General features: G+C 44.4%; 32 protein-coding genes. 6 read left to right on the forward strand and 26 right to left on the reverse strand.

From position 1 onward, the window contains the following. Positions 1 to 3 precede the first annotated feature (3 nt). The 18 genes from WD077_10460 to WD077_10545 all read right to left on the reverse strand — a co-directional run bounded on the left by WD077_10460 (position 4) and on the right by WD077_10545 (position 13,512). On the reverse strand, positions 4 to 1,260 hold the full coding sequence (locus WD077_10460; protein ID MEX0967651.1) for a Shedu anti-phage system protein SduA domain-containing protein: 1,257 nt from the start codon (positions 1,258 to 1,260) through the stop codon (positions 4 to 6). 7 nt (positions 1,261 to 1,267) lie between these two features. Then, positions 1,268 to 1,987: a phage Gp37/Gp68 family protein gene (locus WD077_10465; GenBank protein MEX0967652.1), complete on the reverse strand. Its 720-nt coding sequence runs from the start codon at positions 1,985 to 1,987 to the stop codon at positions 1,268 to 1,270. Next, a complete protein-coding gene (gene tcmP, locus WD077_10470; GenBank protein ID MEX0967653.1) occupies positions 1,987 to 2,868 on the reverse strand; it encodes a three-Cys-motif partner protein TcmP in 882 nt (293 codons plus the stop codon). The genes WD077_10465 and tcmP overlap by 1 nt, the downstream gene beginning before the upstream one ends. A gap of 2 nt (positions 2,869 to 2,870) precedes the next feature. Next, complete coding sequence (locus tag WD077_10475) at positions 2,871 to 3,176, reverse strand: type I restriction-modification enzyme R subunit C-terminal domain-containing protein (GenBank protein MEX0967654.1); 306 nt, start codon at positions 3,174 to 3,176, stop codon at positions 2,871 to 2,873. Beyond that, positions 3,164 to 3,427: a type I restriction-modification enzyme R subunit C-terminal domain-containing protein gene (locus WD077_10480; GenBank protein ID MEX0967655.1), complete on the reverse strand. Its 264-nt coding sequence runs from the start codon at positions 3,425 to 3,427 to the stop codon at positions 3,164 to 3,166. The genes WD077_10475 and WD077_10480 overlap by 13 nt, the downstream gene beginning before the upstream one ends. Continuing rightward, positions 3,424 to 3,765 carry a DUF86 domain-containing protein gene (locus WD077_10485; GenBank protein MEX0967656.1) on the reverse strand — a complete coding sequence of 114 codons (342 nt, stop codon included), beginning with the start codon at positions 3,763 to 3,765 and terminating at the stop codon, positions 3,424 to 3,426. Before WD077_10485 ends, WD077_10480 begins: the two co-directional genes overlap by 4 nt. Next, positions 3,758 to 4,054 (reverse strand): nucleotidyltransferase domain-containing protein, encoded by a 297-nt coding sequence (locus WD077_10490; GenBank protein MEX0967657.1) that lies wholly within the window; start codon positions 4,052 to 4,054, stop codon positions 3,758 to 3,760. Before WD077_10490 ends, WD077_10485 begins: the two co-directional genes overlap by 8 nt. 4 nt (positions 4,055 to 4,058) lie before the next feature. Next, positions 4,059 to 4,214: a hypothetical protein gene (locus tag WD077_10495; GenBank protein ID MEX0967658.1), complete on the reverse strand. Its 156-nt coding sequence runs from the start codon at positions 4,212 to 4,214 to the stop codon at positions 4,059 to 4,061. Next, entirely contained in the window at positions 4,211 to 4,552 is a 342-nt protein-coding gene (locus WD077_10500) for a HepT-like ribonuclease domain-containing protein (GenBank protein MEX0967659.1), read from the reverse strand. Before WD077_10500 ends, WD077_10495 begins: the two co-directional genes overlap by 4 nt. Beyond that, positions 4,545 to 4,835 carry a nucleotidyltransferase family protein gene (locus tag WD077_10505; GenBank protein MEX0967660.1) on the reverse strand — a complete coding sequence of 97 codons (291 nt, stop codon included), beginning with the start codon at positions 4,833 to 4,835 and terminating at the stop codon, positions 4,545 to 4,547. The genes WD077_10500 and WD077_10505 overlap by 8 nt, the downstream gene beginning before the upstream one ends. Before the next feature lie 212 nt (positions 4,836 to 5,047). Then, positions 5,048 to 5,293: a HepT-like ribonuclease domain-containing protein gene (locus WD077_10510; GenBank protein MEX0967661.1), complete on the reverse strand. Its 246-nt coding sequence runs from the start codon at positions 5,291 to 5,293 to the stop codon at positions 5,048 to 5,050. Further along, positions 5,286 to 5,582: a nucleotidyltransferase domain-containing protein gene (locus tag WD077_10515; protein MEX0967662.1), complete on the reverse strand. Its 297-nt coding sequence runs from the start codon at positions 5,580 to 5,582 to the stop codon at positions 5,286 to 5,288. Before WD077_10515 ends, WD077_10510 begins: the two co-directional genes overlap by 8 nt. Before the next feature lie 4 nt (positions 5,583 to 5,586). After that, positions 5,587 to 6,039, reverse strand: coding sequence for a hypothetical protein (locus WD077_10520; GenBank protein ID MEX0967663.1), 453 nt, complete (start codon positions 6,037 to 6,039; stop codon positions 5,587 to 5,589). A 350-nt stretch (positions 6,040 to 6,389) separates the two neighbouring features. Further along, positions 6,390 to 7,184 carry a glycosyltransferase gene (locus WD077_10525; GenBank protein ID MEX0967664.1) on the reverse strand — a complete coding sequence of 265 codons (795 nt, stop codon included), beginning with the start codon at positions 7,182 to 7,184 and terminating at the stop codon, positions 6,390 to 6,392. Between the two features lie 280 nt (positions 7,185 to 7,464). Beyond that, positions 7,465 to 8,202, reverse strand: a complete 738-nt coding sequence (locus WD077_10530; GenBank protein MEX0967665.1) for a hypothetical protein — start codon at positions 8,200 to 8,202, stop codon at positions 7,465 to 7,467. A gap of 4 nt (positions 8,203 to 8,206) precedes the next feature. Next, complete coding sequence (locus WD077_10535) at positions 8,207 to 9,823, reverse strand: S8 family serine peptidase (GenBank protein MEX0967666.1); 1,617 nt, start codon at positions 9,821 to 9,823, stop codon at positions 8,207 to 8,209. A 173-nt stretch (positions 9,824 to 9,996) separates the two neighbouring features. Continuing rightward, positions 9,997 to 12,309: a TonB-dependent receptor gene (locus WD077_10540; protein MEX0967667.1), complete on the reverse strand. Its 2,313-nt coding sequence runs from the start codon at positions 12,307 to 12,309 to the stop codon at positions 9,997 to 9,999. A 90-nt stretch (positions 12,310 to 12,399) separates the two neighbouring features. After that, on the reverse strand, positions 12,400 to 13,512 hold the full coding sequence (locus tag WD077_10545) for an endonuclease/exonuclease/phosphatase family protein (GenBank protein MEX0967668.1): 1,113 nt from the start codon (positions 13,510 to 13,512) through the stop codon (positions 12,400 to 12,402). Positions 13,513 to 13,646: 134 nt separating this feature from the next. On the opposite strand from WD077_10545, the gene WD077_10550 reads away from it, so the two are divergent. Then, a complete protein-coding gene (locus WD077_10550) occupies positions 13,647 to 14,864 on the forward strand; it encodes an NAD(P)/FAD-dependent oxidoreductase (GenBank protein ID MEX0967669.1) in 1,218 nt (405 codons plus the stop codon). Positions 14,865 to 14,976: 112 nt separating this feature from the next. Then, complete coding sequence (locus tag WD077_10555) at positions 14,977 to 15,384, forward strand: hypothetical protein (protein ID MEX0967670.1); 408 nt, start codon at positions 14,977 to 14,979, stop codon at positions 15,382 to 15,384. 36 nt (positions 15,385 to 15,420) lie between these two features. On the opposite strand, the gene aroC is transcribed toward WD077_10555, so the two are convergent. Continuing rightward, positions 15,421 to 16,500, reverse strand: coding sequence for a chorismate synthase (gene aroC / locus WD077_10560; GenBank protein ID MEX0967671.1), 1,080 nt, complete (start codon positions 16,498 to 16,500; stop codon positions 15,421 to 15,423). Positions 16,501 to 16,708: 208 nt separating this feature from the next. On the opposite strand from aroC, the gene WD077_10565 reads away from it, so the two are divergent. Together WD077_10565 and WD077_10570 are read left to right on the forward strand one after the other, a co-directional pair. Further along, the gene (locus WD077_10565) at positions 16,709 to 17,035 is read left to right on the forward strand and encodes an iron-sulfur cluster assembly accessory protein (GenBank protein MEX0967672.1); all 327 of its coding nucleotides are present in this window, start codon (positions 16,709 to 16,711) and stop codon (positions 17,033 to 17,035) included. A 244-nt stretch (positions 17,036 to 17,279) separates the two neighbouring features. Beyond that, a complete protein-coding gene (locus WD077_10570) occupies positions 17,280 to 17,786 on the forward strand; it encodes an RNA polymerase sigma factor (protein MEX0967673.1) in 507 nt (168 codons plus the stop codon). 60 nt (positions 17,787 to 17,846) lie between these two features. Here the strand turns inward: WD077_10570 and WD077_10575 are convergent, their stop codons facing one another. The 7 genes from WD077_10575 to thrS all read right to left on the reverse strand — a co-directional run bounded on the left by WD077_10575 (position 17,847) and on the right by thrS (position 23,366). Further along, complete coding sequence (locus tag WD077_10575; protein ID MEX0967674.1) at positions 17,847 to 18,905, reverse strand: amidohydrolase family protein; 1,059 nt, start codon at positions 18,903 to 18,905, stop codon at positions 17,847 to 17,849. Positions 18,906 to 18,971: 66 nt separating this feature from the next. Further along, positions 18,972 to 19,514, reverse strand: a complete 543-nt coding sequence (locus WD077_10580; GenBank protein ID MEX0967675.1) for a 3-hydroxyanthranilate 3,4-dioxygenase — start codon at positions 19,512 to 19,514, stop codon at positions 18,972 to 18,974. Between the two features lie 63 nt (positions 19,515 to 19,577). Beyond that, complete coding sequence (locus WD077_10585; protein MEX0967676.1) at positions 19,578 to 20,141, reverse strand: NUDIX hydrolase; 564 nt, start codon at positions 20,139 to 20,141, stop codon at positions 19,578 to 19,580. 70 nt (positions 20,142 to 20,211) lie between these two features. Further along, positions 20,212 to 20,556: a 50S ribosomal protein L20 gene (gene rplT, locus WD077_10590; GenBank protein ID MEX0967677.1), complete on the reverse strand. Its 345-nt coding sequence runs from the start codon at positions 20,554 to 20,556 to the stop codon at positions 20,212 to 20,214. An 84-nt stretch (positions 20,557 to 20,640) separates the two neighbouring features. Continuing rightward, positions 20,641 to 20,835: a 50S ribosomal protein L35 gene (gene rpmI, locus WD077_10595; protein ID MEX0967678.1), complete on the reverse strand. Its 195-nt coding sequence runs from the start codon at positions 20,833 to 20,835 to the stop codon at positions 20,641 to 20,643. Between the two features lie 11 nt (positions 20,836 to 20,846). Further along, complete coding sequence (gene infC / locus WD077_10600; protein MEX0967679.1) at positions 20,847 to 21,395, reverse strand: translation initiation factor IF-3; 549 nt, start codon at positions 21,393 to 21,395, stop codon at positions 20,847 to 20,849. 33 nt (positions 21,396 to 21,428) lie between these two features. Continuing rightward, positions 21,429 to 23,366, reverse strand: a complete 1,938-nt coding sequence (thrS, locus tag WD077_10605; GenBank protein MEX0967680.1) for a threonine--tRNA ligase — start codon at positions 23,364 to 23,366, stop codon at positions 21,429 to 21,431. Positions 23,367 to 23,523: 157 nt separating this feature from the next. Here thrS and WD077_10610 point away from each other — a divergent pair, with 157 nt between their 5' ends. Together WD077_10610 and WD077_10615 are read left to right on the forward strand one after the other, a co-directional pair. After that, on the forward strand, positions 23,524 to 25,074 hold the full coding sequence (locus WD077_10610) for an oligosaccharide flippase family protein (protein MEX0967681.1): 1,551 nt from the start codon (positions 23,524 to 23,526) through the stop codon (positions 25,072 to 25,074). Between the two features lie 41 nt (positions 25,075 to 25,115). Continuing rightward, positions 25,116 to 25,781: a class I SAM-dependent methyltransferase gene (locus tag WD077_10615; protein MEX0967682.1), complete on the forward strand. Its 666-nt coding sequence runs from the start codon at positions 25,116 to 25,118 to the stop codon at positions 25,779 to 25,781. Positions 25,782 to 25,839: the final 58 nt, after the last annotated feature.

The raw sequence follows: 25,839 nt of genomic DNA on the forward strand, positions 1-25,839 counted from the left end.
GTTTCAGGTAATTGAATTACTAAAAGAATCAAGGCGAAATTTCATTTCTTCCAATAAATCATCAAAAGTCAATAGCTTGAGGTTATCTTGATTTTCAGTCTTTAATCTCCTCCATTGACCTTGCGGAATGTTTGGTTTTCTACCTATCACTAGCCTTAGTTCTGGTTCATAGTAATCAATTCCCTCTTTTTCAAACCTTCTTCGGACGTTATCCTGTAACAGAATTCTTTTGTAATTTTTTAGTTGAGACAATGCATTTGTAAACTCAGCAGTAAGCGATGGAATGCTTCTATAGCTCCTAACCAATTTTGTTGGTCTTTTTAGCTCAAATAGCTCCCAATCACCTTCAACCGCATTACGAAGAAAAATGTCGAGTCTTCTATTTTTTCCTGATATATCCAGGTCTGGAAATTTCAACCATACTTGCGTTTCAATTCGATCATAGTGGTTGCCAAATATCAATTGGTAATGCTTCTTGATAAACTTTTCAAGGATATCTTCTTTTGCTTTTCTATTTATAAGGTCCGCAAATTCATTCAAAACTTCATAATTATCATTTGATTTTGATCTATCAGTGATGATGCTTTCAACGGGATTTTGGCTCTTGTGAAGAACCCCTGATGTTAAGTAACTTTCCGGAAGATAAATTTCAAATCTATAGTGCCCATCTTCAACCTTTACTGATATTTGATTAAAGTGTTGCTGAAGTAGTGAATTAAGAACAACCTCTGTTTTTTCAGGAACTTGATCAATAAAGCTGTCATAAGTACCTATCCCAAATTGACTAATGGTAATACCTTTAACTAGAGGGCTCAATCGAGGAAGTATGTTGTCAAAATATTCCTCCTTTCTAATTCCAGATATGTTCGAGACAAAATAAATATTAGGCAAGCAAAACTCTCCATCCTGAGGAAGGAACCATTCCTGCATTCGCTTATCAAGTATTCTCTTATAGCTATATAATATTTTCCTTTCTTCCTTAAAATCTGAATGAATGCTCTTTGATGTCAGAAGTAAATCAAGGGGTTTAAAGAATGGCACAATCAGGTTGAAACTTTGGTAGGACTTTGAGTCTTTCGGATCTTCCCAAGTTATCGAATGTTGTTCATAAACTTTTTTGTCAATACCGTCAAGCCTATTCGTATGCACATAGGAGGTTTCAATATGTACATTGTCTACACTCCATAAGCGAAATATAAAGTCTTCAAAGGCGTCTCTGCTCAAAGACGCCAATCGGGGAAGAAGATTCTGTTTATTCATTATGAAGTTATGCATTTGGTGAAGGCATGTCATCATACGTTCGGCCATTCAATTCACGTCCTTCTTTTTTCTTATTTGTCCCACCCCACTGCTTAAAGAAGAATTTCACATCCTTCACTTCACATTGTTCTTGAATATCAAGCACCCAGTCTGCTTTCATGGGCCTGGGCTTTCTTCCGCTCTCACCGCCCACAATCACCCAATCAATATTTTTCAGATTTAGGTTTGGAAGAGGCCCAATTAATGGCTCACAAGAGAGGAACTTTACCCTCGCGGAAGTTTGCCTAAGATGATCTATTCTTTCAAGAACACGGGCATCTTCTACCGACACCCCCATCCAAATGTTGTGTGACCATTTTAACCATCCTTCTTGGTCATATTTCAGCAAAAGGTCAGATCTCTTTGTAAGTATTTGAAAAACGTGCTGAGGATTATCCCGCATTACTTCAAAGACCTTCTGAATAAATTCGATAGGAACATCTTTGTGAAAAAGGTCACTCATCGAGTTTACAAATACCACTTTCGATTTTTTCCATTTGTATGGCGTACCCAACTCTTGCTCATGGGTGCGAATTTTAAAGCCATCAGAATATTTCTCAACCCCCATCGCCTTTAGCCTTCGTGCCATTATTTCTGCATAGCAAAATTTGCAGCCTGCCGAAACCTTATCGCAACCCGTTGTTGGGTTCCAGGTCATTTCCGTCCATTCTATGCTTGATTGTGCCATTATCTTCTTTTTTTAGCAATTATATGCGATGCAATTCTTAAGGCTGTTTCATTATTGGATGCAAAAATCAGATGAAATAGTGGTGCCCCTTTCCTATTGTTCAATCTTAACGGCTGTGTGACAAACTTCCAGATGGTTCCAAGTTGTCGAATATAGACTTCAGCAATTTTTTCAATTGGATCCAGAACTTTCTCAATCCTTTCATCTTCACCAAATAGACTTTGAATCTTACTTTTTCTATAGAAGGTAGAAATGATTTCATCTTCAGAAAGTCCGAAGTATCTTGTGAGCGTGGCGATACTTTTCAGTTCGCAGTTCTTGTCCAATAAACGGTTTATAATTACTGCCGTTGGCAATAAGATCCATATGTCTGATCTGGTATTTTTCAAAGAGGAAATTGCTTCCCATTCTATATGCATCCCAAAGGGGTCAATAAAGATAAGTGCAGCGTATTCTTTAGTACGAAGTACTTGAGCAAGCTTTAAAATCTGTTCGTTGCAATCGCCCGCTCGGAATTCCAGTTTTTTCCCCTTTGCTTCCTCCAGAGAATTAATTTTGGCTTTAAGCTTTGATATATTGTTTTCCTTAAGGTCTATGAAATAATAGTAGTTAAAAACATGGGGAGGATCTAATTTTACGACCCTTTCAGCAGCTCCTTCATAAATTTTTTGTTCCTCTGTCAGAAAAAATGGTTTGATACCTTCTGTTTCATATTCTATTCTTTCACCGCTTCCAGCAAAACCATCAAAGTAAATTAATTTCCAATATTTGTCCTTCATTATCTTAAGGTACTCTTGCACATATGAAATGAAGGCATCAAGCTTCTTTTCAGTCCAAGGGCCACCCCAAGGTTTATCCTTTTTATTCGATTGTTTAGTCATAACTAAGCTGCTAATGCTTCATTAAGTTCTTCAATAACCCCTTCCGTTTCCTCCCCAAACAATTGGTACATCCGGCCTACTCCGCCCTGGGCATCGAAGGGTGTGAAGTTAAGGTCATCGCGGTCAAAGTGAAAGGAGGTGGTTACATGGTCGCGGATCAGGCGCAGCCATGCCATCTGTTCTTCGGTGTAGCGGTTGTGCTGCCCGGCATTCTTCCTGAACACCCACTGCCGGAAGTTCTCGCTCACCGTTTGTTCGTATGGCAACAGTTGGCCGTCAATACCTGCTGCGTGCCTTACCAGTGCCACCAATGCCGTTGACCATTCACCTTCTCCAACTGCTCATACGCTTGCCACACGTGCATGGGGCCCAGTGCAGACCGTTCCCGCAGCAACACGTCTCGCAATTCCGTGATCATCCTGTAGGTAATGTTCCTGCGCTCGTAAGGCTGGTCATAAAATATCCGCAGGGCTGTAATCTCATCCTTGTGCTCCCGCATAAACTGCTCGAAATCCTGCTGTTTCAGCGTGAAGGTTAGTTGGTAAGGATTGCTGCTCATAGCTGCTCTTTTAAAGTTTCCAGTTGCTGTTTCAGACCAGGAAGGATGTTTTGAATGATGTTCCACTCAATTCTTCGTTCTACCCGGAAGTATTCATGTATTAGCAGGTTACGGAAAGCGATCATTTTTTGCCATTCAATTTCAGGGTGGGACTGGAGGAAGCTTTCAGGCAATTGCCGGGTGGCTTCACCTATGATCTCAAAGCAGCGGTCAACGGCATATTGGGTCTTGAGGTCGGTGCTGAATTGGTCCCATTCCATGCCCCTGGTGAAATCCAGTATGGCCTGAATGTTCATGATTATATCCTGTAATATCGCTTTTTCGCTGCGTTTAGACATATTGCAAGTCCTCCTCGATATAAGGCCAGTAATGTGGCTGTATGGCATTTCGACTAATCACATCCACCTTGTATCCGGGAAACATCTGTTGTAGCTCCCAAACCAGATCGAAATAATTCCAGTCCATATCTCCATTTAAGTCAACCATAATGTCAATGTCGCTTTTGCCCGGATCGAAGTCTTCACGTGTTACCGACCCAAATAAAGCCAGTTGACTTATGGGATAGCGTTTCTGCAGACCCGGTAGCTTATCCGCCAGCTTTTTCATTATGTCTTCAGGTGTTATCATGATATCATTGATTAGCCTTTAAATCTATGGGTATTATTGTTCTTCGCAACCAACCCGGTTTAAGTTCCCTTGCCCGAAGGGTGGCATCCATCGGGTCATGTTGGAAGTGGATGATGGGTGTTTGTTGCTTTGGGTTGAAGGTGAGTTTATAGTTGCTCATAACTGTGCTTTTAGGTTTTCCAATTGTACTTTAAGGCCGGGAAGGATGTTTTGAATGATGTTCCAAACAATTCGGTCATCTATTTTATCATAACCATGCACCAAGGCATTGCGGGTGGATTCAATCTTTTTCCATTCAATTTCAGGATGTGCCAGGATAAACTGATGGGGCAACCGATGTACCGCTTCGCCAAGCACCATGATGTTTCTATATAGGGCATCACGGGTTTTCCTGTCACGCAGGTAATCTTCGTAACTCAATCCTCCGCTGAAAGCCAAAATGGCGCTTATTGCATCAAGCATGTCAATGATCAATATTTTGGGGCTATAGTCAGACATTGATCACATCCTTTTTAATGTATTCCCAATAATGCGGCTTCAAGGCATGTCTTGAAACAAGGTCAACATTTTTTCCGAGTAATTTCCGTAGTTCTTCCTCAAGGTCAAAGAACTCCCATGCGATATCACCATCAAATTCCACAAGGATGTCTATGTCACTTTTCACCGGATCAAAATCATCGCGCGTTACGGAGCCGAACAAGGCGAGGTGCTTGATGGGGTAGCGCTTCATCAGGTCCGGGAGGTGCGCTGCCAACTTACGCTTTATCATGGCTGCTTTCATCGCCAATACTTTTGTTGAGGATGCCGGGCTTTGCTCCACAATATAACCATCTGCCTATGCTGGAAGTGGATAAGGGGCGTGTGCTGTTTGAGTTTGAATGTGAGTTCGTAGTTGCTCATAACTTGTCTTTTAAATTTTCCAATTGCTGTTTTAGTCCAGGCAGGATGTTTCGGATGATGTTCCACTCAATTCTCCTTTCTACCCGGAAGTATTCATGTATCAATAAGTTTGCGGAATGCAATCATTTTTTGCCATTCAATTTCCGGGTGGGAGTGGAGGAAGCTTTCCGGCAATTGTCGTGTAGCTTCCCCAATGATCTCAAAGCTGCAGTCAACGGCATATTGGGTCTTGAGGTCGGTACTGAATTGGTCCCATTCCATGCCCCTGGTGAAATCCAGTATGGCCTGAATGTTCATGATTATATCCTGTAATATCGCTTTTTCGCTGCGTTTAGACATATTGCAAGTCCTCCTCGATATAAGGCCAGTAATGTGGCTGTATGGCATTTCGACTAATCACATCCACCTTGTATCCGGGAAACATCTGTTGTAGCTCCCAAACCAGATCGAAATAATTCCAGTCCATATCTCCATTTAAGTCAACCATAATGTCAATGTCGCTTTTGCCCGGATCGAAGTCTTCACGTGTTACCGACCCAAATAAAGCCAGTTGACTTATGGGATAGCGTTTCTGCAGACCCGGTAGCTTATCCGCCAGCTTTTTCTTTATGTCTTCAGGTGTTATCATGATGTCATTGATTAGCCTTTAAATCTATGGTTATTATTGTTCTTCGCAACCATTCCGGTTTAATATCTCCTGCCCGCAGGGTGGTAGCTCCCATGCGCTCCATAGCCGGTATAAATCCCCGGTCATTTGCCGCCACCAGTTGCTGCCACCGGTCAATCGTTATTCCCAGCAACTTCGCCACCTGCGCTATACTCGCAGGCTCATCTGAGCGCTCGTTGTGGTGGTCAATGGAAATATATTTGGGTGGAGGCGAAATATCTTCCCGCAATTCGATGCCTACAAAAAAGCGCTGGTCGTCCCAAATATCCTTGTAAGCGCTGAGTGTGGCGTTGTTCCAAGACAAACCACCATCATGGTAGGGGAGGGAGTGCTGCTCCAGCAGTTTGCGGATTTCAGCCATTTCGAGGTCGTGACCACCGAGCAGGAATACATATTCCGGGTAGGTTTGGGGCTGCATTGGGTTTCAAAAGGTTAAAATATTGAATTCCAATGTAAGAACTTTGACGCACTTGCCGTATCCTAATTCTATTTTATTCGATAACTACCAATTTGTAATAAATTCTTAAGGCCGTAAACAAGGAGAAATAGACGTTTCCCTCCTATACTTGACAAAAGGAATTGGCTAACCAAATTTTCTTTCCATTATTATTATTTTTATCCTTATTCAGTATAGGATATATATTAAATTTAGGCTTTACTTTTTTTAGCTGCAATAAAACATACTTTAAATATATTTTACTGCTTGGTGTGGAAGCTGGTTTTTCATCTGGTTTCACTGCGACCGAATTGTTCCCCCCAAGAACATCCCTACCCCTTAGGCGGGCGCTGTATTTTCTGACGGTTTTTTATCCTGAAGAGGAGCCGGCCCAGGGTGGTTCCCATTATGATGGGCAATGTACGCTGCCAAAGCATCCAGAGGTTTAGCTTTGCGCTTCGGCCTATGTATTTGCGGTAGCTGTGCTTTATATTTTTAATTCCGGTGCCAAACTCAATTTCGCTTTTTCCACCGGGAGCAAAACAAACCAACGGATAATTAATAAATAAATATTTTTCGTTACGGATCCTGACCATAAAATCATAATCCATCGCCACTTCTACATCTAAATCATAAAGGCCATGCCGGTCATACAATTCTTTCTTTACGAACATGGTGGGATGAGCTACCTGGCGCATTCCTCTGTAAAGCTTCTTCTTTTCAAATGGTACGCCCGATTCTATCCAGGTATTTCCCCGGTATTGCAGGTATTTGCCACTTGTCCATTTTACACCGGGGTTCGCTTCAAACGTCTTTCCCGCCCGCTGTAAAACGGTGTCGTCATAATAATAATCACCAGAATTTAATAAGTGAATAATATCTCCGCTGGCCCGAAGGATCCCCTTATTAAATGCATCGCTTATTCCTTCGTCCGGCTCATTCTTCCATTTGCGAAATCCGGGCTGCGGATGAGATTCCAAATAATGCAGTATTACCTGGTTTTCAGAGCCGTCCACGATCAGGTGCTCATCAGGCTTCCTGGTCTGCTGATCAACAGATTTACACGTTGTAATAACATCTTCCGGATTATTAAAACAAATAGTAATGACTGAAATTTTTAACGACATAAAATGTTTCTGTTAATTCTAAAAATTAATATTTAAAGTACCAAGAAAATTAATGGGAGTGGCTTGAAGCCAGGGCAGCCACATCCCCCTTCGTCCCACCCTTGATGGGGGATTATCCTTTCATTGGTAAGGACCACTAGTCTTTAGCACCTGTTCATCCTCCATTTCTTTCATTAACTTATCAGTAGAACCATATTTAAAAAAATAATATTTTTAGCTAAAAATGAATAAATTACAAATCCCACCTTTATGAAGATTTAATTCTTTATTAAATCAAAAATTAAGGAACAGCCAATTCCAGCCCCACGCCCATCCGTGGAAGATCAGGAAGCACATTCCTTTCAACGGATTCTATTCTTTGCTGTTCGCCATCTACAAAAATATCAGAGAAGCGATAAAAGAAATTTACACTGAAACCAGTGTACCCGATCCTCGCCAGCGCATGGTAGCTGAAATTCTGAAAAATGGGCAGTTTTGAATACTTCACCTCCCGGATTTCTCCGCCCGGAAGCTTATCACGATACTGATAACCAGAGGAAAGCAGGTAGCCGCCACCACCACCAATATCCATAAAAAAGCCGAGAAAATCTCCGCGTCCCGGATCGAAATTAATCCGGAAAAAAACGTCCATCATAATATGCGTGGTATTGAAAAATTCAGTGTTGTGGATTCTTAAAGTTCCCACTTTCTTATCCTCATTTTGTTGAATGCTGTAACGGGAATGCATGCTATGCACTTCAGCGCCAACCGCAAATGTGGAGCTGAGTTTACGCTTATACCGCAACCCCACCTGGAAACTATGGGAGGCAAAATGCTTCAATTCAGCGCCATCCTCTTCAGGTCCAAAAAGGAAATTCATTCCATACGTAAGCTGCACAAAATGCTTCCTGTTTGGGCCAAATGAGGAATTCATTGTATCCAATAAATTTTCCTGCTCCAGGATTACAGTCTGTGCCAAGGCCGTGGAAACCGGTGCAATACTAAAAATCAATGTAGCAATTATTATTATTTTAAACATATTTTTAATAAATAAATGAAGTCGTAAATCCCTCAAAATGAATGGTGATAATATCTCCGTTCTCCAGTTCGTCTTTATGAAATTGAAAAGGTATCAGCGTTTCGGCCAATACGGCTCCGTATCTCCTGATCCGGTTGTCAGGCGTTTCAATGCGGTAGTAGAGATTGCGCTGCTTCGGCTCGTCCCCTTCTTTCTCTATGCTGTCGGCCAGCGCTCCAATGATCTTCACAACCAGCAATTCCTCCTCCTGCATTAGCATTATGGTTGGCGATATCGTGGAATCTTTCCCCAGGAAAAATCCAGCCTGCGGAATGCCATAGCCATGAGAATGATCAAAATAAGGATGCAAATGCCCGGACTGCTGCAACAAGCCGAACAATTCCATGTTGCTGAGCGAAGTATCCATTTGCCAGGCGCAAGCCGCAAAACCTGCCACCAAAGGCGCTGAAAAGGAGGTGCCCTGCAAGACGGCATATCCTTTCTTCACTGCCACAGCCGCAATGCCTACGGCTGATACATCAGGTTTCAGCCTGCCGTCCGAAGCAGGTCCGAGCGAGCTGAAATTAGTGGCTGCATCCATGTAAGGATTGGTGGCCCCTACAGCCAGTACACTGTCAGCATCAGCCGGGACCGCCACGGTACGCCACCTGCTTTGTCCCTCGTTGCCGGCAGCATTGATCACCAATATTCCCCGGCTGGCCGCAAGGTTGGCAGCCACACTCAGCCAGGATGTCTGGCCATCCATCTCTTCGCTGAAGTAGCGATGGCTGGTATAGCCAAGCGAACTGCTGATAATATCGGCCCCAAGCCTTTCTGCCCATTCCATAGCAGCTATCCAATTGTCTTCTTCAGAAATAAATTCGGTAAATCCTCTTTCGGTTTTTGCCAGCAGGAATTCAGCATCCTGGGCCAAACCCATAAATACAAGGCTGTCCGGCTCGTCAGGAACGGTATATCTCCCGGCAATGCAGCTCAAAACAGCCGTGCCATGCGCGGAACTATAAAATACATTCTTTCGCTTTTTAATAAAATCGTACGTGTCAATAATTCTCCCATTTTGCATGAGGTGCCGGAAGGCCGGGTGCTCCTCCACACCGGGAAATCCTGCATCGAAAACAGCTATCCTGATGCCCTCACCCGTATAGCCTGCCTGATGGAACCGGCTTCCCTGCATCCGTTCTGTCTGGAACTCCATCAGTTCCACATTCTCGCCATCGGGACCAATTATAGCAGAACCGGCAAGCCTGGAGCTTGAAGTAATTTGTTGCACCAGTTTTACGCAATCCAGATTCTGCAATTGCCGAACCTGGCCGGGAGTTGCAAACACCGAAACTGCATTCAGCCACCGGCTTTCCTGATTAATGCCTTCAGCAATTTGCTTCACCAGCGCAACATATCGCGGATCCAAAGGCCAGCAGAGAGAATCATTTAATGTTAAATTATGACGGGTTCTTTTTTGAATGGCCTTTATGTCAAAATATTCTTTTTCATTAAATAAATCAGCCGTGTTTTTATCCTTAAAGAAAACCCAATATTTTTCCTGGGAATGCAGTGCGGTGCCTGAGAAAAACAGCGCGAGCCAAATAAATATTAACCGAAAATTAAACAAACGTTTTAACAATGGATAATATTTAGATTGTTCTATCATGAATATAGTAACAGCCCCCTAAATCACCCAATGGAGGACTTGTTCAACGCGGGGGTAAAAAGGGAATTCCAGCAGAACATTTGAGTGCCTTTTCATTAAAATACCAGTAGAACCATTTGGTTTTATTTTCAAGTAGAACCGGTTAATTAAAAAGAGTAGGAAGCTCCAATACTCGGAAGGATTGGCAATTGATTAATGCGCTGATACTTTACCCTGTCAAAGAAAAAGATGTTTTCCTGATTGTATGCGTTAATAATACTCAGCGTGAGCTGCAGTTTATCTTTATTTTTAAACTCAAACTTTTTAGATGCAGAGAGGTCCAGGCGGTGATAAACCGGCAACCGGCCTTCGTTCAAGCCGGCATACACGATGCCCAGTGAACCGTTTTCGCGGGTATAGTCAGTGTAAATACCATTTTGTTGAAAATCGAGTAATTCATAAAAACCCTGCGTTTTTGTAAATGGAAATCCGGTTCCGAAATTCCACCGGGCTGAAACTTCCCATGTCTGGTCTTTTCCAAAAAGATAGCTGGTTACGATATTAGCACTGTGGCGTCTGTCCCAATGGGGATGATAGGTTTTGCGCCCATCGTCCCGATCTACGTATCCTAAGCTGTAAACTACCCACAGATACCACGGCTTCCGGTCATAACTATATTGAAAATCAATTCCATAAGCGTCTCCTGTTTCTACAATAAAATCTTCCCGCAAATAATCCGGTTCATCCTCAAATTCCTTTGAATCATCAAAGATCTTATCCCGGTTAATATTGGTAAGCTGGTTGAAATTTTTTAAATAAGTTTCGATATTAAATTCATGATATTTTGCCAAATCGAATTCAATTCCAAAAACTACATGCCTGGCCTTTTGAAGGCGGCTGGTTACTTCTTCTCCTTTATAATAGTCTGGCAGATCTTCAGGTCCTGATAAGAAACCGTAAAAGAGGTTCACCACATCGCGGTCGCTTTGGGCGCTCAGAAAGTTTTGCGAATAAAGTCCTGCCGCCATTTTAAATCGCACATCTTCCGTAAGGTTGTATTTGAGTGCCAACCTCGGTTCTGGCGACATTTCCTGAAGCGAACTATAATAATGCATCCTTAGCCCCGGCTGAATAACCCATTTTTCGAGTACGGCCCGGTAGGTTATAAATCCGGCTATCTCGGTGGTATAATCCGTTTGGTTTATTCTTCTGTTGGCTGCATTATAAAACTCAAAATCCGTTTTAAATCCCGAAATATCAAAACCATATTTTATCTCATTATTCCCAGGGTAATAGGAAAAATCCAATCCTGACTCAAAGCCGGAAATGAAGCTGTATCGCGGCTGTTCGTCAGGCTGCGATTGCTCCATTGCATAATCAGAGTACGCAAAATTTCCGGAGATCACAGTGGATGAAAGCGAGGGCACCACAAGGAATCTGGTCCCGCCTCCTGACGATTTCCAATTGTAGGTGGTGGCATCAAAAGTTACCCGATCATTATGATTAAAACCAAACAGGTTGAACTGCGTACCTCCGGGCGCTGTCCATGAATATTTTCCGTAAAAGTCCAGGAAATTATATGGCAGCCCATTGCTGTCAGCATAGTTATAAAAGATAGGCGCTGATTCTTTCAGATAAGAGGCGCGGGAAGTAAAGAGCAGGGACGAACTGGTTTCTCCAGCTTTGAATTTCTTAAGGGGCCCTTCCACTAGGAGCTTTGCCACAAAAGGACTGGCGGAAACTTTACCGCTAAGTTCCTTTTTGTTTCCATCGCGGGTGGTAATATCCATGATCGCGGAAATGCGTCCGCCATATTCGGCTCCGAAACCTCCGGTATACACATCAATATTACGCACTACGTCTACATCAAAGACGGAAAAGAACCCTATGCTGTGGAATGGATTGTAAATGGTCATGCCATCCATAAGCACCTTGTTCTGTATAGGTGAACCCCCGCGAATATAGATCTGGCCGCCCTGATCGCCCGTGAATATGACACCTGGCAGCACCTGCAGATACTGCGCAAGATCCGGCTCGCCCCCCACAGAGGGAATTCGCTGAATCTCCACCGGCTGCACTTTTTTTACGCTCACCCCCGTCTCAGCCTGTTTCTCACTGCCTTTCTCTGTTATCTCTACCGTCTGTAGCTGAAAAGCTCCGGGCTCCAGATAAATATTTTGATTCAATATTTTGCCCGGCTCCACGGTGATGTTCATTACTGTGGAATCATAACCAACATATTTCACTACGAGGGAATAATCTCCGGGAGGCACTTTGGTAATGCTATAAAAGCCATTAACATCCGTAGCGGAACCCATACCGTTTTCGCGCAGGTAAACATTCGTAAAAATAATAGGCTCGCCATTGCTCTGGTCATACACAAACCCACGTATTTCACCAGTCTGCTGGGCATGGACGGGAAGGGCTATATAAAGAAGTACGAAAAAGAAACAGGATTGTAGAAGGGTATTACATTTCATTGCGCGAAAATAAGGCAGAGACCGCCACAATAAGCAATGGGTTCTTTCCTGAATTTATAAATGGCAGACTACTTTGCAGCCCTCCCAGGTTTAATGATCCTTCAGTGCTTGGAGCTTCTTTTTGAGAAAATCATCAGAGGAATTTATTTCTATCTCAATCCAAACAGGATTATGATCTGAAATCTGATTCCGCTTCCAGTAGCGGTGATAATAACTTTTATAGTGCTTATCCTCTTTCAATGTGGCTGGATTGGTTTTATGCTCCCGCATAATAGCGTGATAAGCAGCGCGTTCATTTTCCGTAAATACATGATCGAAAAAGCTGAGTACATTTCCGGATTCTACATTGTCAGTGCTTTTCAGCCTGAAAAATTCATTGACCCTGAGAAATATACGGTCATAAATTTCAGTATTGCTCACGTTGGTAAACTTGCCCGCCAACCCGGAAGATTCCCGGAATTGATTATCGCTGAATAGTGCCACCGTATCGCTGTCACTTCGGTACAGATTGGTATCTCCCAGCAAGAGGAGGTTTTCATTCCATAAATGGCCTTTCACATATTTTTCATGAATGGCCTGAAGCAGCAGCCTCACTTCTTCCTGCCGGTATTCTCGATCCTGCGGTCCGGGACCCGGGCAGAGGTGAACGTTCACGATCGCAAATTCCTTCCAGCCTGCTATAAAGCCTGTGATAGCCGGAGTGCGCTTCAACTGTTTGATGCCGGAAGAGGCCGTAAGTTCCTCCCAGAGCACGAGTTCACCAGACAGGCCGGAAGGCTGCACCCGCCTGGAATCATATACATAAGCAAATCGTTCCCGGTTGCCATCCACGCCTTCCGTTACATCAGTAATAATATACTTCCAATCGGTTCCCAAAAGGCGCATAAGAATGTCAAGATCGCGCAAGCCACGCTTCACCTCCTGTATTGCCACAAGGTCGAACCGGCTGATGATCTCAGCGATATAATAATAGGATTCTGCCAGACGATCTGTGTAGAAACCAAATTCCTTGAGATTCCACGTAGCTAGCAAAAGGTTGTCATCTGTTCTTTTGGAAGGAATAGCAGATGTAAGTTCACTCCGCAGCGGCAGCAATCGGGAAATGATCCGTTTTCTTTCAGTATCGGTCAAAGACGGGAAGACCTGAGCATATTCCGCTTTCTTTTCATCAGTTGAAGGCCGCAAGTCGTTGTAGGAGGGCATGTTATCAGGTGTTTAAAATTGAGTTTTTAAAAGTAGTATTTAAATTTTAAAGAAGAATTTAAACCGGATGAAATTTAATGAACAGGTCAGTTTTACTTTGCCCCAAAACTGATGATCGATAAAATCACACTGATTTGAAAATAGCGGTTATAGGTGGCGGAGCCGCAGGATTTTTTGCAGCTATTTCGGCCAGGACACATCATACCGGAGCAGAAGTAGCGCTTTTTGAAGCTACGGGCAAGGTGCTGCAAAAGGTGAAAGTAAGCGGTGGCGGACGGTGCAACGTGGCGCACGACTGCCACGAGATAGCCCAGCTTTCTAAGAGCTATCCGCGAGGAGAAAAATTCCTGAAGAAAGCTTTCCATCAATTCAGTACGGCTGATACGATCGCATGGTACGCGGAGCGCGGGGTAAAGCTGAAATCGGAACCGGATGGAAGGATGTTCCCCATCTCGAACAGCTCGCAAACCATTGTGGATTGCCTTTTCAACGCGCTTCATAATCTAAATATCAGTCTGAAGTTGCACCATAAGGTTACGAAGCTGGAGAAAGCAGGAGATAAATTCTTCCTCCATTTTTCCAGAGGCGATCAATTGGCATTTGATAAAGTGATCGTGGCTTCCGGAGGTTCTCCAAAAACGGAGGGGCTGGAATGGCTGCGGGAATCAGGGCATCAGATTGAGCCGCCTGTTCCATCGCTCTTTACCTTCAATATGCCGGGAGAGGCGATCACCGAACTAATGGGCGTGGTGGCGGAACCTGTGAATGTGCGCATTCAAGGCACAAAGCTGCAATCCAGCGGACCGCTGCTCATCACCCATTGGGGAATGAGCGGCCCGGCCATTTTGCGGCTTTCGGCTTTTGGCGCCAGAATCCTCCATGACATGGATTATCGCTTCCACGTGCAGGTAAACTGGCTGGATACGGCTACTGAACATTTGCTCCGCCAACATCTGGAGGTGGAAAAGCCAACGTTCTCCAAAAGACAGGTCGGCAATAAAAATCCTTTTCAACTGCCAACGCGTCTTTGGCTGTATTTGCTGCAAAAAACCGGGATCCCTTTACAAAAGACATGGGGCGAACTGGGGAAGAAAGCACTGAACCGCTTGATCAATGTTTTGACCAACGACCTGTATTGCGCTTCCGGAAAAACCACTTTTAAGGAAGAATTCGTAACCTGTGGCGGAGTGAGCCTGCAGGATATTTCTCCGGCTACGATGCAGAGCCGCAAGTGTCCAGGATTATACTTTGCCGGAGAAGTAATGGATATAGACGGCATCACGGGCGGTTTCAACTTCCAGGCAGCATGGACCACAGGATTTATTGCCGGCAAATGCGGTCAGGGTATATAATGCCATTGTTTTAATAAAGTATATTGTATTGTTTTTGCCATTCATCGCCTTGCAGAAGCATCCAAAATAAATTGGTTGATCAAACCTGCAAGCCTAAACATTCTCCTCCATTTTGAAAATCCTTCTTTCAGTTATTCTTTTCCTCGTCTGCTGTTTTCCTTCATTCGCGCAGGATGATAAGGTATATCAGGTATTTGTAGGCCAGGATACGGTAAAGTATTTCGTGCTGCACGAGGGTAAAATGGATAAGGAATATTCGTTGGACAAGGCAATGACCGGATATATTCTTATTCCTCAATATGATCAAAGCACACATTTTCATACTTTGAAGGCCGCAGCATTTCAGATCTCCGCGAAGCATCACTATAATAATTCGTACTATTTCTCAAATGAGCTGGCATTCCGGGAGATCCTCTATGCGCGGGAAATGGAGATTGATCCTGATGAGAACACCGTGAGAAGCGGCTTTCTTTGCAAGGTGGAAGGTAATGTGTTTAAGATGAGCTACTTTGAGTGGTAGCCAAAAGTTGAGTTCCGGAATAACAGCTTTGCCGGTTCATAGCCGGTTGTTTCGTGATAAAAGCAGGTGATCCGCAAGAACGATGGCAGCCATCCCTTCTACAATCGGAACGGCCCTGGGCACTACGCAAGGATCATGACGGCCTTTCCCCTCCACCTGCACCTCGCGGCCTTCCTTATCTACTGTTTGCTGTGACATTGCGATGGTGGCTACCGGCTTAAAAGCTACCCGAAAAAGAATATCCTCCCCGTTGCTGATGCCGCCCTGAATGCCGCCTGAACGATTGGTTTCAGTGGTAATGCTTCCTTCAGTTGCTACAAAACGATCATTATGCTGCGAGCCCTTCATGGATGCTGCATGAAACCCGGCACCTATTTCAAATCCTCTCGTGGCATTTATGCTCATCACAGCTTTTGCCAGATCCGAATGAAGCTTATCAAATACGGGTTCACCAAGTCCTGCCGGGGCGTTCCGGATCACGCAACTGATGATGCCGCCCAGGCTGTCCCCGGATTTCCTGGCCTTCTCTATTTCCGCGATCATAACGGCAGCTACCTCTGCATCCGGGCACCGCACAAGATTTTTCTCTGCCTCCGAAAGGTCAAGTTCTGTATAGGTTTTTGCCATTCCCACTGTTCCTACCTGCTCTACAAATCCGGTGACCGTAATTTGGTAATACCGCAGCAGCAACTTTGCAATGGCCCCCGCAGCAACGCGGGCCGCTGTTTCCCTGGCTGACGCCCTTCCTCCACCCCTGTGGTCGCGGATTCCAAATTTTTGATCGAACGTATAATCCGCATGAGATGGCCGGTATACATCCTTGAGCGCACTGTAATCTTTGCTGCGCTGATCCTTATTCTTTATCATTAAATGAATGGGCGTACCGGTCGAAATACCTTCATATACCCCGGAGATGATTTCAACGGTATCTTCCTCCTTTCGCTGCGTTGTAAGGTGAGACTGGCCGGGCTTCCTGCGCTGCATTTCGGCTTGTATAAAGATTTCATCAATCTCAAGTCCTGCGGGACAGCCGTCAATCACTGCGCCTATGGCTGTTCCATGACTTTCACCATAGGTAGTGATCCTGAATAAATGTCCGATACTGTTTCCTGCCATCTCAATATGTTTCTCTCAGAAAGTAAAAGCCGGTAGATTATGTTCGTTTGTTCAATGATTGAAGGATTGAAGGATTGAGTTTCCGGAGGATCCGATTCTCGTTGTTCGTGGATAGTGGGGTTAGGGTATAAAATTTGAATCTTTTCTTATATTAAGACTCAGGCCGGCAGGCATTTTTTAAATTTGCATTTCTCTAAGATCAGAAAAGATGATAACTATAACAGACAAGGCGAAAGACAGGCTCGAAAAGCTTAGAACCGAAGAAGGACACGATACCAGTTATTTTGTACGTGTAGGAGTAGCAGGCGGAGGGTGTTCAGGATTAACCTATAAGCTTGAATTTGATAATAAAATGCAGGAAGGAGACCAGACCTTTGAGGACAAAAATGTGAAGGTGGTGGTGGATACCAAGAGCTTTCTCTACCTTTTTGGAACTGAACTCGACTTTAGTGATGGGTTGAACGGAAAGGGTTTTCAGTTTATAAACCCGAATGCGACACGAACCTGTGGTTGTGGTGAAAGTTTTGCCGTGTAGCCCACTTCTATATACACAGTACTTATACTTACGAGAGCCTCCCATACGGAGGCTTTTTTTATGCCTTGCCCTTACGTATTTTATCAGCGTGATTTTCAATAAGGTTCGTATTTTTTACGTACTTTTTATATAAATTTTTAAAAAAATACGCAGATAAATTTGGATATTTCCAAAACGTCAGTATCTTTGCCTACGTATTTAATGAAAAACACTTACCCTTTCACCCAACAAAATACTGACTGACATGAAAGCATCACAATTTAATTCCGCACTAATTGATTCTTCCAAAGTCTTAAAGCCAATAGCAATGGCGCTCACCAAGGATGCAGAAGACGCGAACGACCTCTTGCAGGAAACCATGCTGCGCGCACTCAGCAGCCAGGATAAATTCCAGGACGGTACAAATCTCAAAGCATGGCTTTACACCATTATGAAAAACATATTCATCAATGAATACCGGAAAAAAACGAAGCGAAAGACTTTTGTAGATTCATCAGATAACCTCTACTATCTTAATTCCTCAAGTTCAGCTATCCCGAACGATGCTGAGACCAATCTTTCCATGACGGATCTTGACCACGCTTTTGCGTCAATGAATCCGGAAATCAAAATTCCATTCTTAATGCACTACCGCGGGTTTAAATACCAGGAGATTGCAGAGGAGTTTGAACTGCCGATTGGAACCATCAAAAGCCGGATTCATTTTGCGAGAAAAGAACTCAAGCAAAAACTGAATCGTCATAATGTGTAGAAAAGGGAAGCCAATTTCTTAGCGCAAAACCCGGTTATGTCATTCGGCAGCCGGGTTTTTTTATGCACTGACAGCGGCTGAAAGGCCGATCTTTTTTAGCTGCTCCCGGCTCAGGCCCAACCATTTTGCAGCAGATTTATGAAGCAGCCATTCCTTTGTTCCACGGTCGAATTTGCTACTGCTGATCAAAGAGCCGGGGTGGTGCTCGCCCAGCGGAAAAGGATAATCAGATCCCAGGGCCACGCATTCCCTGCCAGCAAGCGTTACGAGGTACTCCAGCATCATGTCATCGTGAACCAAACTGTCAAAGTAAATTTTGCCGAGGTAGCTGCGGGGATTTACGTCATTGTCAATAGCACATAAGTCCGGACGTACCTTGAACCCGTGCTCCACACGCCCCACAGTGGATGGAAAAGCACCTCCTCCATGTGCAAAAGCCATCCGCAGTTCCGGCAACCTTTCCAGTACTCCACCAAAAATCACAGAGCAAATAGAGCGGGAGGTCTCGGCCGGCATCCCTACGAGCCAGGGCAGCCAGTAGCGGTTCATCTCCTCTTTGCCCATCATATCCCAGGGGTGAACAAACACTGCTGCGCCCAAATCAGCGGCTGCTTCAAAGACTGGAAATAATTCTGGCGCATTCAGATTCCACTGGTTCACGTGGGTACCGATCTGAACGCCTGGTAATCCCAGTTCAGTAACGCAGCGCTCCAGTTCTTTTACGGATAATTCAGGATCCTGCAGCGGCAGGCTTCCCAATCCTAAAAAGCGATCTGGATAATCCCGGACGATCCCGGCTATGTGATCGTTCAGCATCATAGAAAGATCATGGGCATGTTGTGGCTTAGCCCAATAAGCGAACATCACCGGAACCGTGCTCAAGACCTGGACATTTACTTTGTGATTGTCGCACTCATGCATCCTGGTCACCGGGTCCCAGCAGTTGCTCTCTATTTCCCGGAAAAATTTATCATCCATCATCATGCGGGCGCAGCAAGGTTTATGGTGCTCCAGCCTGATAAATCCGCCATAACCATAACGTTCTCTCAGGTCCGGCCATTTCTCCGGTAAAATGTGTGTGTGGATGTCAATTTTGAAGATGTCATTATCCTGGGGCATAGGCAGCAATAATATTATAAACCGGTCCGGAACCAAACCGGGAGTTTTCGCGAAAAGTAAATACGATCAGTCTGCAGTTTCTGTTTTTGGCTGAGCAGGTGGTTGCATTACAGTTCCACAATTCTCACATGTGCGCAGTGCTTCCGAGGAATAAAAGCGCTTCATAATGGGCGGCAACTGCTTAACGATGTCGGTCATCTCGAAATATTCCTCATAGAGTTTATTACCACAGTTTTCGCAGAACCATAAAAATCCATCAATCTCTCCTCCTGATCGTACTTTCTCTATGACCAATCCAATGGTATTGGCCGGTCGCTTGGGTGCATGAGGAACTTTGGCCGGAAGCAGGAAAATATCTCCTTCCTTTATTTGCACTTCGCGTGGTTTTCCGTTTTCAATAATTCCAACAGAAATGTCCCCTTCAATCTGATAAAAGAATTCCTCGCTTTCATTGTAATGATAATCCTTGCGCGCATTCGGGCCGCCAACCACCATTACGATAAAATCCTTCACATCCTTATAGACTTGTGCATTTCCTACCGGAGGTTTCAGAATATCCCGGTGCTCATCAATCCATTTCGTAAAATTAAAAGGTGCTGATATGGCCATAACTTTTGTTTTTGTTAAACGGTATGAAGCCCAAAGATAAAGATTCCGCAGCGTTAGCGAAGATCAGGGGTTCATGATATTCCAGCGAAACCACCAAAGCGCAACAATGGTTTTTCCGTCTGATATTTTGCCCTCATCCAGAAGTTGCATCACTTCACTTACGGGCATTTCCACGATTTCAAGATACTCGGTTTCTTCGGCTACTCCCCCGCCTTTACCGGTTTTGTCGTCATCCGTTACTCCGGCATAGTAGATATGACATCGTTCTGTGGTATAGCCAACGGAGGTATAAAATGTTTGGATCAGCCTGGGCTTGTGGATCTGGTACCCGGTCTCCTCCAATGTTTCGCGAATTATGGTCTTTTCCGGTTCCTCATCTTTCTCTAAAAGGCCGGCCGGTATTTCCAGCACGTAAGGATCATCCTGCCCAAGCACTGGTGCACGAAACTGCCTCACCAGCACTACGGTTTTCCTTGATTGATTATAAAGAACAATGCCGGCAGCGTCCTGCCTTGTTATCACTTCGCGGTCAAAACTTTCATCGCCTTCACTCGTAAAGTATTGCTTCTCTATTTGCAGAAAACCATCATGAATGAGTTTGCTCCCCGTTTTCCTGATCTTTTTCATTTTCATCGTTTTACCAAAATAAAAAAGGAGACCTGGGCCTCCTTTTTTAATTAAACATCAAACAATATTTTTATTTGACTTTATCAACAATAGCCTTAAAGGCGTCAGGATTCTCTGTTGCCAGGTGGGCCAGCACTTTCCTGTTGATGTCAATATTGTTCTTGTGCAAAGCACCCATGAGCTGAGAGTAAGAAAGTCCGTGTTGACGGGAGGCCGCATTGATACGCTGAATCCACAGCGCTCTGAATTTTCTCTTTTTTTGTTTACGGCCTGTGTACGCGTATTGCCATGCCCGCTCTACAGCGTTCTTGGCAACCGTATACACATTCTTTCTCCGCCCAAAGTAGCCCTTTGCATTTTTCAGGATTTTCTTCCTGCGGGCCCTGGAGGCAACGTTATTAGTAGCACGAGGCATAACTGATAAGTGTTTAGGAATTGAATGTTAAAAAAAATAAAAACCGCTGGAGTCTCTGTACTGCCAGCAGGTAACAGTTATAGATTAAATGACGAGCATCCGCTTCACGCGCTTTTCATCCGTCTTATGAACCAGGGTACTTTGCGTAAGATTACGCTTTTGCTTGGTTTCTTTCTTAGTCAGGATGTGGCTTTTGAATGCGTGCTTTCGCTTAATTTTACCGGAAGCCGTAAGCTTGAATCTTTTCTTCGCTCCGGAATGTGTTTTCATTTTAGGCATTTCTACTTTTTTTAATTATTCCCTCTTGGGGTAAGGAACATGATCATCCTTTTACCTTCAAGTGCCGGGAGTTGTTCTACTTTTCCAAGATCGTCAAGTTCCTGAGCAAATTTGAGGAGGAGCAATTTTCCTCTATCCTGATGAACGATTGTACGCCCTTTAAAATGCACAAACGCTTTCACCTTTGCTCCTTCTTCAAGAAACTTCTTTGCATGATTCAGTTTAAACTGAAAATCATGGTCATCGGTATTAGGGCCAAATCGAATTTCCTTTAAAACCGTTTTGGCACTTTTAGCTTTAAGCTCTTTCTGTTTTTTCTTTTGTTCGTAAATGAACTTGCGGTAATCAATCACTTTGCAAACAGGAGGTACGCTCTTGGCAAAAATCTGAACAAGGTCAAGTTCCTGTTGCTCCGCCATGTGCAGTGCCTCCCGAATCTGGTAAATACCCTCGTCAACATTATCACCTACCACCCTTACTTCAGGTGCTCTGATCTCTTCGTTTATCAGATAGTTGAATTTACTATCCTCACGCCTGTTGCCTCTGTAATCTCTTGCTATGACTTCCTCCTTTTTTGAAAAATTGGTTTAAACCTAATTGCCGATCTCCGAAAGGAGACGGCTCACAAATTCATCTATATTAAATGTACCAATATCACCTTCTTTATGTTTACGGGCGGAAACAGTATTTGCATTTTCTTCTTTCTCGCCCAGGATCAGCATGTAAGGTGATTTTTTAACTTCCGAATCCCTGATCTTTTTTCCGATCTTTTCGGCCCGGTCGTCAATAAGGGTGCGAAGATCGGAATTATTTAGCATCTGAGAAACTTTTTCAGCATACGCCAGGTACTTATCGCTTATGGGTAAAATGCTTACCTGAACAGGTGCAAGCCAAAGCGGGAAGTCTCCACCGGTATGTTCCAGGAAAACACCCATTAAACGCTCCATGCTTCCAAAAGGAGCCCGGTGGATCATCACCGGCCGGTGCTTCTGGTTATCATTTCCGATATATTCCAGTTCAAACCGCTCCGGCAGATTATAGTCAACCTGGATAGTACCGAGCTGCCAGGGCCGGCCCAGCGCATCTTTCACCATAAAGTCCAGCTTTGGGCCGTAAAAGGCTGCTTCGCCAGCCACCTGTTTGGTTTCCAATCCTGATTCTGCAGCCGCTTCAATAATGGCCTGTTCTGCTTTATCCCAGGCATCATCAGCCCCAATGTATTTTTCCTTATTTGTCAGATCACGAAGAGATATCTGCGCTGTAAATTCATCGAAGCTCAACTTCTTCAGCACCAGCATCGTGATGTCTATTACATCTTTAAACTCATCCTTGAGCTGCTCCGCTGCACAAAAAATGTGGGCATCATCTTGTGTAAATCCACGAACCCGCACCAACCCATTCAGCTCTCCAGACTGTTCATAGCGATATACGGTTCCAAACTCTGACAGCCGGACCGGCAGATCTTTATACGATCTGGGTAGTGTTTTATAGATCTCGCAATGATGCGGGCAATTCATCGGCTTGAGCAGGTATTCTTCCTTATCATCGGGTGTATGAATAGGCTGGTAACTGTCTTTACCATATTTAGCATAGTGGCCTGATGTTACATACAGATCCTTCTTTCCGATATGGGGACTGATCACGGGTTGATAACCACGTTTGCGCTGCTCATTTTTCAGGAATTTTTCAAGTTGCTCGCGTACGATCACGCCTTTGGGCAACCAAAGCGGTAACCCGGGGCCCACCTTATCAGAAAAAGCAAAAAGCTCCAGTTCCTTCCCCAGCCTGCGATGATCGCGTTTTTTGGCTTCCTCCAGCATGGCCAGGTGCTCTTCAAGCATTTTTTGCTTGGGAAAGGATACGCCATAGATCCGCGTAAGCTGCTTGCGCGATTCATCCCCGCGCCAATAGGCTCCGGCTATGCTCAGCAGTTTAACGGCTTTGATGAGGCCCGTGTCCGGAATATGGCCCCCACGGCAGAGATCCGTAAAATTTCCCTGGGTATAAAAACTGATCTCTCCATCCGGAAGATCCCTGATTAGCTCCAATTTATATTCATCACCTTTTTCGGTAAAATATTCCAGCGCTTCCTGCTTGCTCACTTCCCTGCGCAAAAATTCATTCTTTTGGCGCGCGAGTTCAATCATCCTGGCTTCAATCTTTGGCAAATCTTCTTCGTTGATGGTACGATCTCCAGGATCAACGTCATAGTAAAAACCGCGGTCAATTGGAGGGCCTATACCGAACCGGATACCGGGATATAACGATTCCAGTGCTTCGGCAAGCAGGTGAGCTGAGGAATGCCAGAATGCATTCTTTCCGCCATCCGTTTCCCAGGTAAGGATGCTCACCTTTGCATCCTTGTGGAGCGGGCGGTTCAGTTCCCTGATCTGATCATCAACCTCCACAGCCAGTGCATTTCTCGCCAGGCCGCTGCTGATGCTTTCAGCGATCTGCCGGCCGCTGGTTCCGGAGGGATATTGCCGCTGACTGCCATCCGGCAACGTTATATTTATATCAGCACTATTCATTTCTAAACCATTAAAATTTCAAAAAGAGCGCAAAAATAAGTTACCTGTTCCTCTTAATTTGTGAGACCCCGTTCAATGACATACATTTTATGCTTCCGTTAATGTTTTAGTTTCGCAAATCTTATAAAACCAGCAGAGCGACCATTTACCGCGATACATGAGCAAACTCAAATCACTGGCAGGGCAGACGGCAATTTATGGCCTCAGCAGCATTATCGGGCGGATGCTCAATTACCTGCTTGTTCCGCTCTACACTTATGCTATTTTCACTCCTGATGAATATGGCGTTGTAACGGAACTATATGCTTACGTCACTTTCCTTTTGGTGATCTATACTTACGGAATGGAAACCGGGTTCTTCCATTTCAGCAACCGCGAAAGCGACAGCCGTAAAGTTTTCAGTACTTCCTTTAATTCGCTGCTCATTCTCAGCGGCCTGTTTTCAGGGATCATTTTTCTCCTGGCACCTAATATTGCCACTACGCTATCCTATCCGCAGCATCCTGAATTTTTCCAGTATATCGCGCTCACCCTCGCCTTTGATACTTTGGCAACGGTTCCTTTTGCACAACTGCGTAAGGATGCAAGGCCAAAGAAATTTGCCCTGATCAAAATTTCCAATATCCTGATCAACATAGGCTTTAACCTGTTCTTCCTGATAGCCTGCCCCGCCATACTTGCGTCTTCCGCCTGGTCTGCATTACATCCCTTTATCAATGCTGTTTATAATCCTGAAACCGGGGTGGGCTATGTATTTCTCTCCCACCTATTGGCCAGTGCATTTACGCTACCGATGCTCTGGAAAGAGATCAGCCGGCTCCGCGCATGGATAGACCTTCCGTTGCTGCGGAAAATGCTTATTTACTGCAGTCCTTTGGTAATCGTGGGTTTTGCAGGAATGATCAACGAGACGATTGACCGGATACTCCTCAAATACCTGTTGCCGGGCGATACCGAATACCGGCTTGCCCAGCTCGGTATTTACGGTGCCTGCTATAAACTTTCTATTTTTATGACGCTTGCCATCCAATCTTTCAGGATGGGTGCAGAACCGTTCTTTTTCGCGCAATTTAAAGAGCAGGACGCGCAGCAGACCTATGCTAAGGTGATGCGCTATTTCGCCATCCTTGGTTGCTTTATATTCCTGGTGGTGGTACTTTATATAGATATCGCCAAATTCATCATTGGTCCGGATTACCGGTCAGGGTTGGTGATCGTTCCCATCCTCTTGCTGGCCAATCTCTTTTTAGGCATGTATTACATTCTCAGCATCTGGTATAAGGCCACAGACCGCACGCGTTACGGTGCCTTAATCTCCGTGATGGGCGCAATCATTACGCTGGGGCTGAATATTTCGCTCATTCCCGTGATCGGATATATGGCGGCTGCCTGGGCCACGCTGGCGGCCTATGGCTCAATGGCCATTGCCGGATATTTCCTCGGCCAAAGATTCTATCCCGTGCCCTATCCGGTATTTACAATTCTGGCTTATGTAGCTTTTGCTTTGCTGCTCTTTTTCATTTCGCTGGGTATTTCGCAGATTGTTTTCTCAGCCGGATTTGTGAGGGAGGGCCTGAATATTTGGATGCTGATCATTAATACCGGATTCCTGGCCATCTTCGTGGCAGTGGTGTTTGGCATCGAACGAAAGAACCTTAGATTGTCAGGAAATAATTTTCCGAAACCAAAGGATCAGAATGATCAATAAATGGAATATTCACGCTTTATCAACATTAAATAATTAAAACTATGACTGAAAAGATGGATGAAAACACACTGCGAATGCTGGCGGGACAACTGAGGCAGCCACAGGGAGAATTTGGAGTGGAGGTGAGCAATGAAATGAATAAATCAAATTTCCACCAAAACCATTTTACCATTGATGCGCTGGAGGTTTCAGCCGGAGATAACATTCTTGAGATCGGTATGGGAAACGGATTATTCGTAAAGGATATATTTGCCTTCAGCGATGAAATTCATTATACCGGCTGCGACTTTTCCGGGAAAATGGTGGAGGAGGCAAGCAGGCATAATGCAAAATTGATAAACGAGGAAAAAGCTGAATTTCATGTTGCCAGCGTATTCAATCTACCTTTTGCCGAAGCACAATTTAATAAAGTATTTGCAGTGAATTGCATTTATTTCTGGGATGACGTATCTCTTGCACTTTCGCAAATATGGAAGGTCTTAAAACCCGGAGGCCGGCTATATATTTCTGTAAGGCCAAAATCTTTAATGGAAAACTTTCCTTTTGTTAAATGGGGATTTGAATTATACGCAGAACCGGAGCTGGTGCAATTGTTATCTCAGAACAAGCTGGAGGTGGTGAGTGCTGCTGAACTGGAAGAACCGCCTGTGCAACTGCAAGGGGAGGATGTTATTCTCAGAACCTTAATTGTTTGCGCTCAAAAATAATAATGTAATCTTTGATTGAAGGGTATTCTTTGCCCACCTGTGGGTGTTAGCGATCTGA

The organism is Bacteroidia bacterium (assembly GCA_040880525.1).
Lineage (GTDB): Bacteria > Bacteroidota > Bacteroidia > CAILMK01 > JBBDIG01 > JBBDIG01.

What these genes read in the sequence shown, in the direction of transcription:
- WD077_10460 (MEX0967651.1), bottom strand. Translation starts at nt 1,260, where the DNA reads ATGAATAAACAGAATCTTCTTCCCCGATTGGCGTCTTTGAGCAGAGAC.
- WD077_10465 (MEX0967652.1), bottom strand. Translation starts at nt 1,987, where the DNA reads ATGGCACAATCAAGCATAGAATGGACGGAAATGACCTGGAACCCAACA.
- tcmP (MEX0967653.1), bottom strand. Translation starts at nt 2,868, where the DNA reads ATGACTAAACAATCGAATAAAAAGGATAAACCTTGGGGTGGCCCTTGG.
- WD077_10480 (MEX0967655.1), bottom strand. Translation starts at nt 3,427, where the DNA reads ATGAGCAGCAATCCTTACCAACTAACCTTCACGCTGAAACAGCAGGAT.
- WD077_10485 (MEX0967656.1), bottom strand. Translation starts at nt 3,765, where the DNA reads ATGTCTAAACGCAGCGAAAAAGCGATATTACAGGATATAATCATGAAC.
- WD077_10490 (MEX0967657.1), bottom strand. Translation starts at nt 4,054, where the DNA reads ATGATAACACCTGAAGACATAATGAAAAAGCTGGCGGATAAGCTACCG.
- WD077_10495 (MEX0967658.1), bottom strand. Translation starts at nt 4,214, where the DNA reads ATGAGCAACTATAAACTCACCTTCAACCCAAAGCAACAAACACCCATC.
- WD077_10500 (MEX0967659.1), bottom strand. Translation starts at nt 4,552, where the DNA reads ATGTCTGACTATAGCCCCAAAATATTGATCATTGACATGCTTGATGCA.
- WD077_10505 (MEX0967660.1), bottom strand. Translation starts at nt 4,835, where the DNA reads ATGAAAGCAGCCATGATAAAGCGTAAGTTGGCAGCGCACCTCCCGGAC.
- WD077_10510 (MEX0967661.1), bottom strand. Translation starts at nt 5,293, where the DNA reads ATGTCTAAACGCAGCGAAAAAGCGATATTACAGGATATAATCATGAAC.
- WD077_10515 (MEX0967662.1), bottom strand. Translation starts at nt 5,582, where the DNA reads ATGATAACACCTGAAGACATAAAGAAAAAGCTGGCGGATAAGCTACCG.
- WD077_10520 (MEX0967663.1), bottom strand. Translation starts at nt 6,039, where the DNA reads ATGCAGCCCCAAACCTACCCGGAATATGTATTCCTGCTCGGTGGTCAC.
- WD077_10525 (MEX0967664.1), bottom strand. Translation starts at nt 7,184, where the DNA reads ATGTCGTTAAAAATTTCAGTCATTACTATTTGTTTTAATAATCCGGAA.
- WD077_10530 (MEX0967665.1), bottom strand. Translation starts at nt 8,202, where the DNA reads ATGTTTAAAATAATAATAATTGCTACATTGATTTTTAGTATTGCACCG.
- WD077_10540 (MEX0967667.1), bottom strand. Translation starts at nt 12,309, where the DNA reads ATGAAATGTAATACCCTTCTACAATCCTGTTTCTTTTTCGTACTTCTT.
- WD077_10545 (MEX0967668.1), bottom strand. Translation starts at nt 13,512, where the DNA reads ATGCCCTCCTACAACGACTTGCGGCCTTCAACTGATGAAAAGAAAGCG.
- aroC (MEX0967671.1), bottom strand. Translation starts at nt 16,500, where the DNA reads ATGGCAGGAAACAGTATCGGACATTTATTCAGGATCACTACCTATGGT.
- WD077_10565 (MEX0967672.1), top strand. Translation starts at nt 16,709, where the DNA reads ATGATAACTATAACAGACAAGGCGAAAGACAGGCTCGAAAAGCTTAGA.
- WD077_10570 (MEX0967673.1), top strand. Translation starts at nt 17,280, where the DNA reads ATGAAAGCATCACAATTTAATTCCGCACTAATTGATTCTTCCAAAGTC.
- WD077_10575 (MEX0967674.1), bottom strand. Translation starts at nt 18,905, where the DNA reads ATGCCCCAGGATAATGACATCTTCAAAATTGACATCCACACACACATT.
- WD077_10580 (MEX0967675.1), bottom strand. Translation starts at nt 19,514, where the DNA reads ATGGCCATATCAGCACCTTTTAATTTTACGAAATGGATTGATGAGCAC.
- WD077_10585 (MEX0967676.1), bottom strand. Translation starts at nt 20,141, where the DNA reads ATGAAAAAGATCAGGAAAACGGGGAGCAAACTCATTCATGATGGTTTT.
- rplT (MEX0967677.1), bottom strand. Translation starts at nt 20,556, where the DNA reads ATGCCTCGTGCTACTAATAACGTTGCCTCCAGGGCCCGCAGGAAGAAA.
- rpmI (MEX0967678.1), bottom strand. Translation starts at nt 20,835, where the DNA reads ATGCCTAAAATGAAAACACATTCCGGAGCGAAGAAAAGATTCAAGCTT.
- thrS (MEX0967680.1), bottom strand. Translation starts at nt 23,366, where the DNA reads ATGAATAGTGCTGATATAAATATAACGTTGCCGGATGGCAGTCAGCGG.
- WD077_10610 (MEX0967681.1), top strand. Translation starts at nt 23,524, where the DNA reads ATGAGCAAACTCAAATCACTGGCAGGGCAGACGGCAATTTATGGCCTC.
- WD077_10615 (MEX0967682.1), top strand. Translation starts at nt 25,116, where the DNA reads ATGACTGAAAAGATGGATGAAAACACACTGCGAATGCTGGCGGGACAA.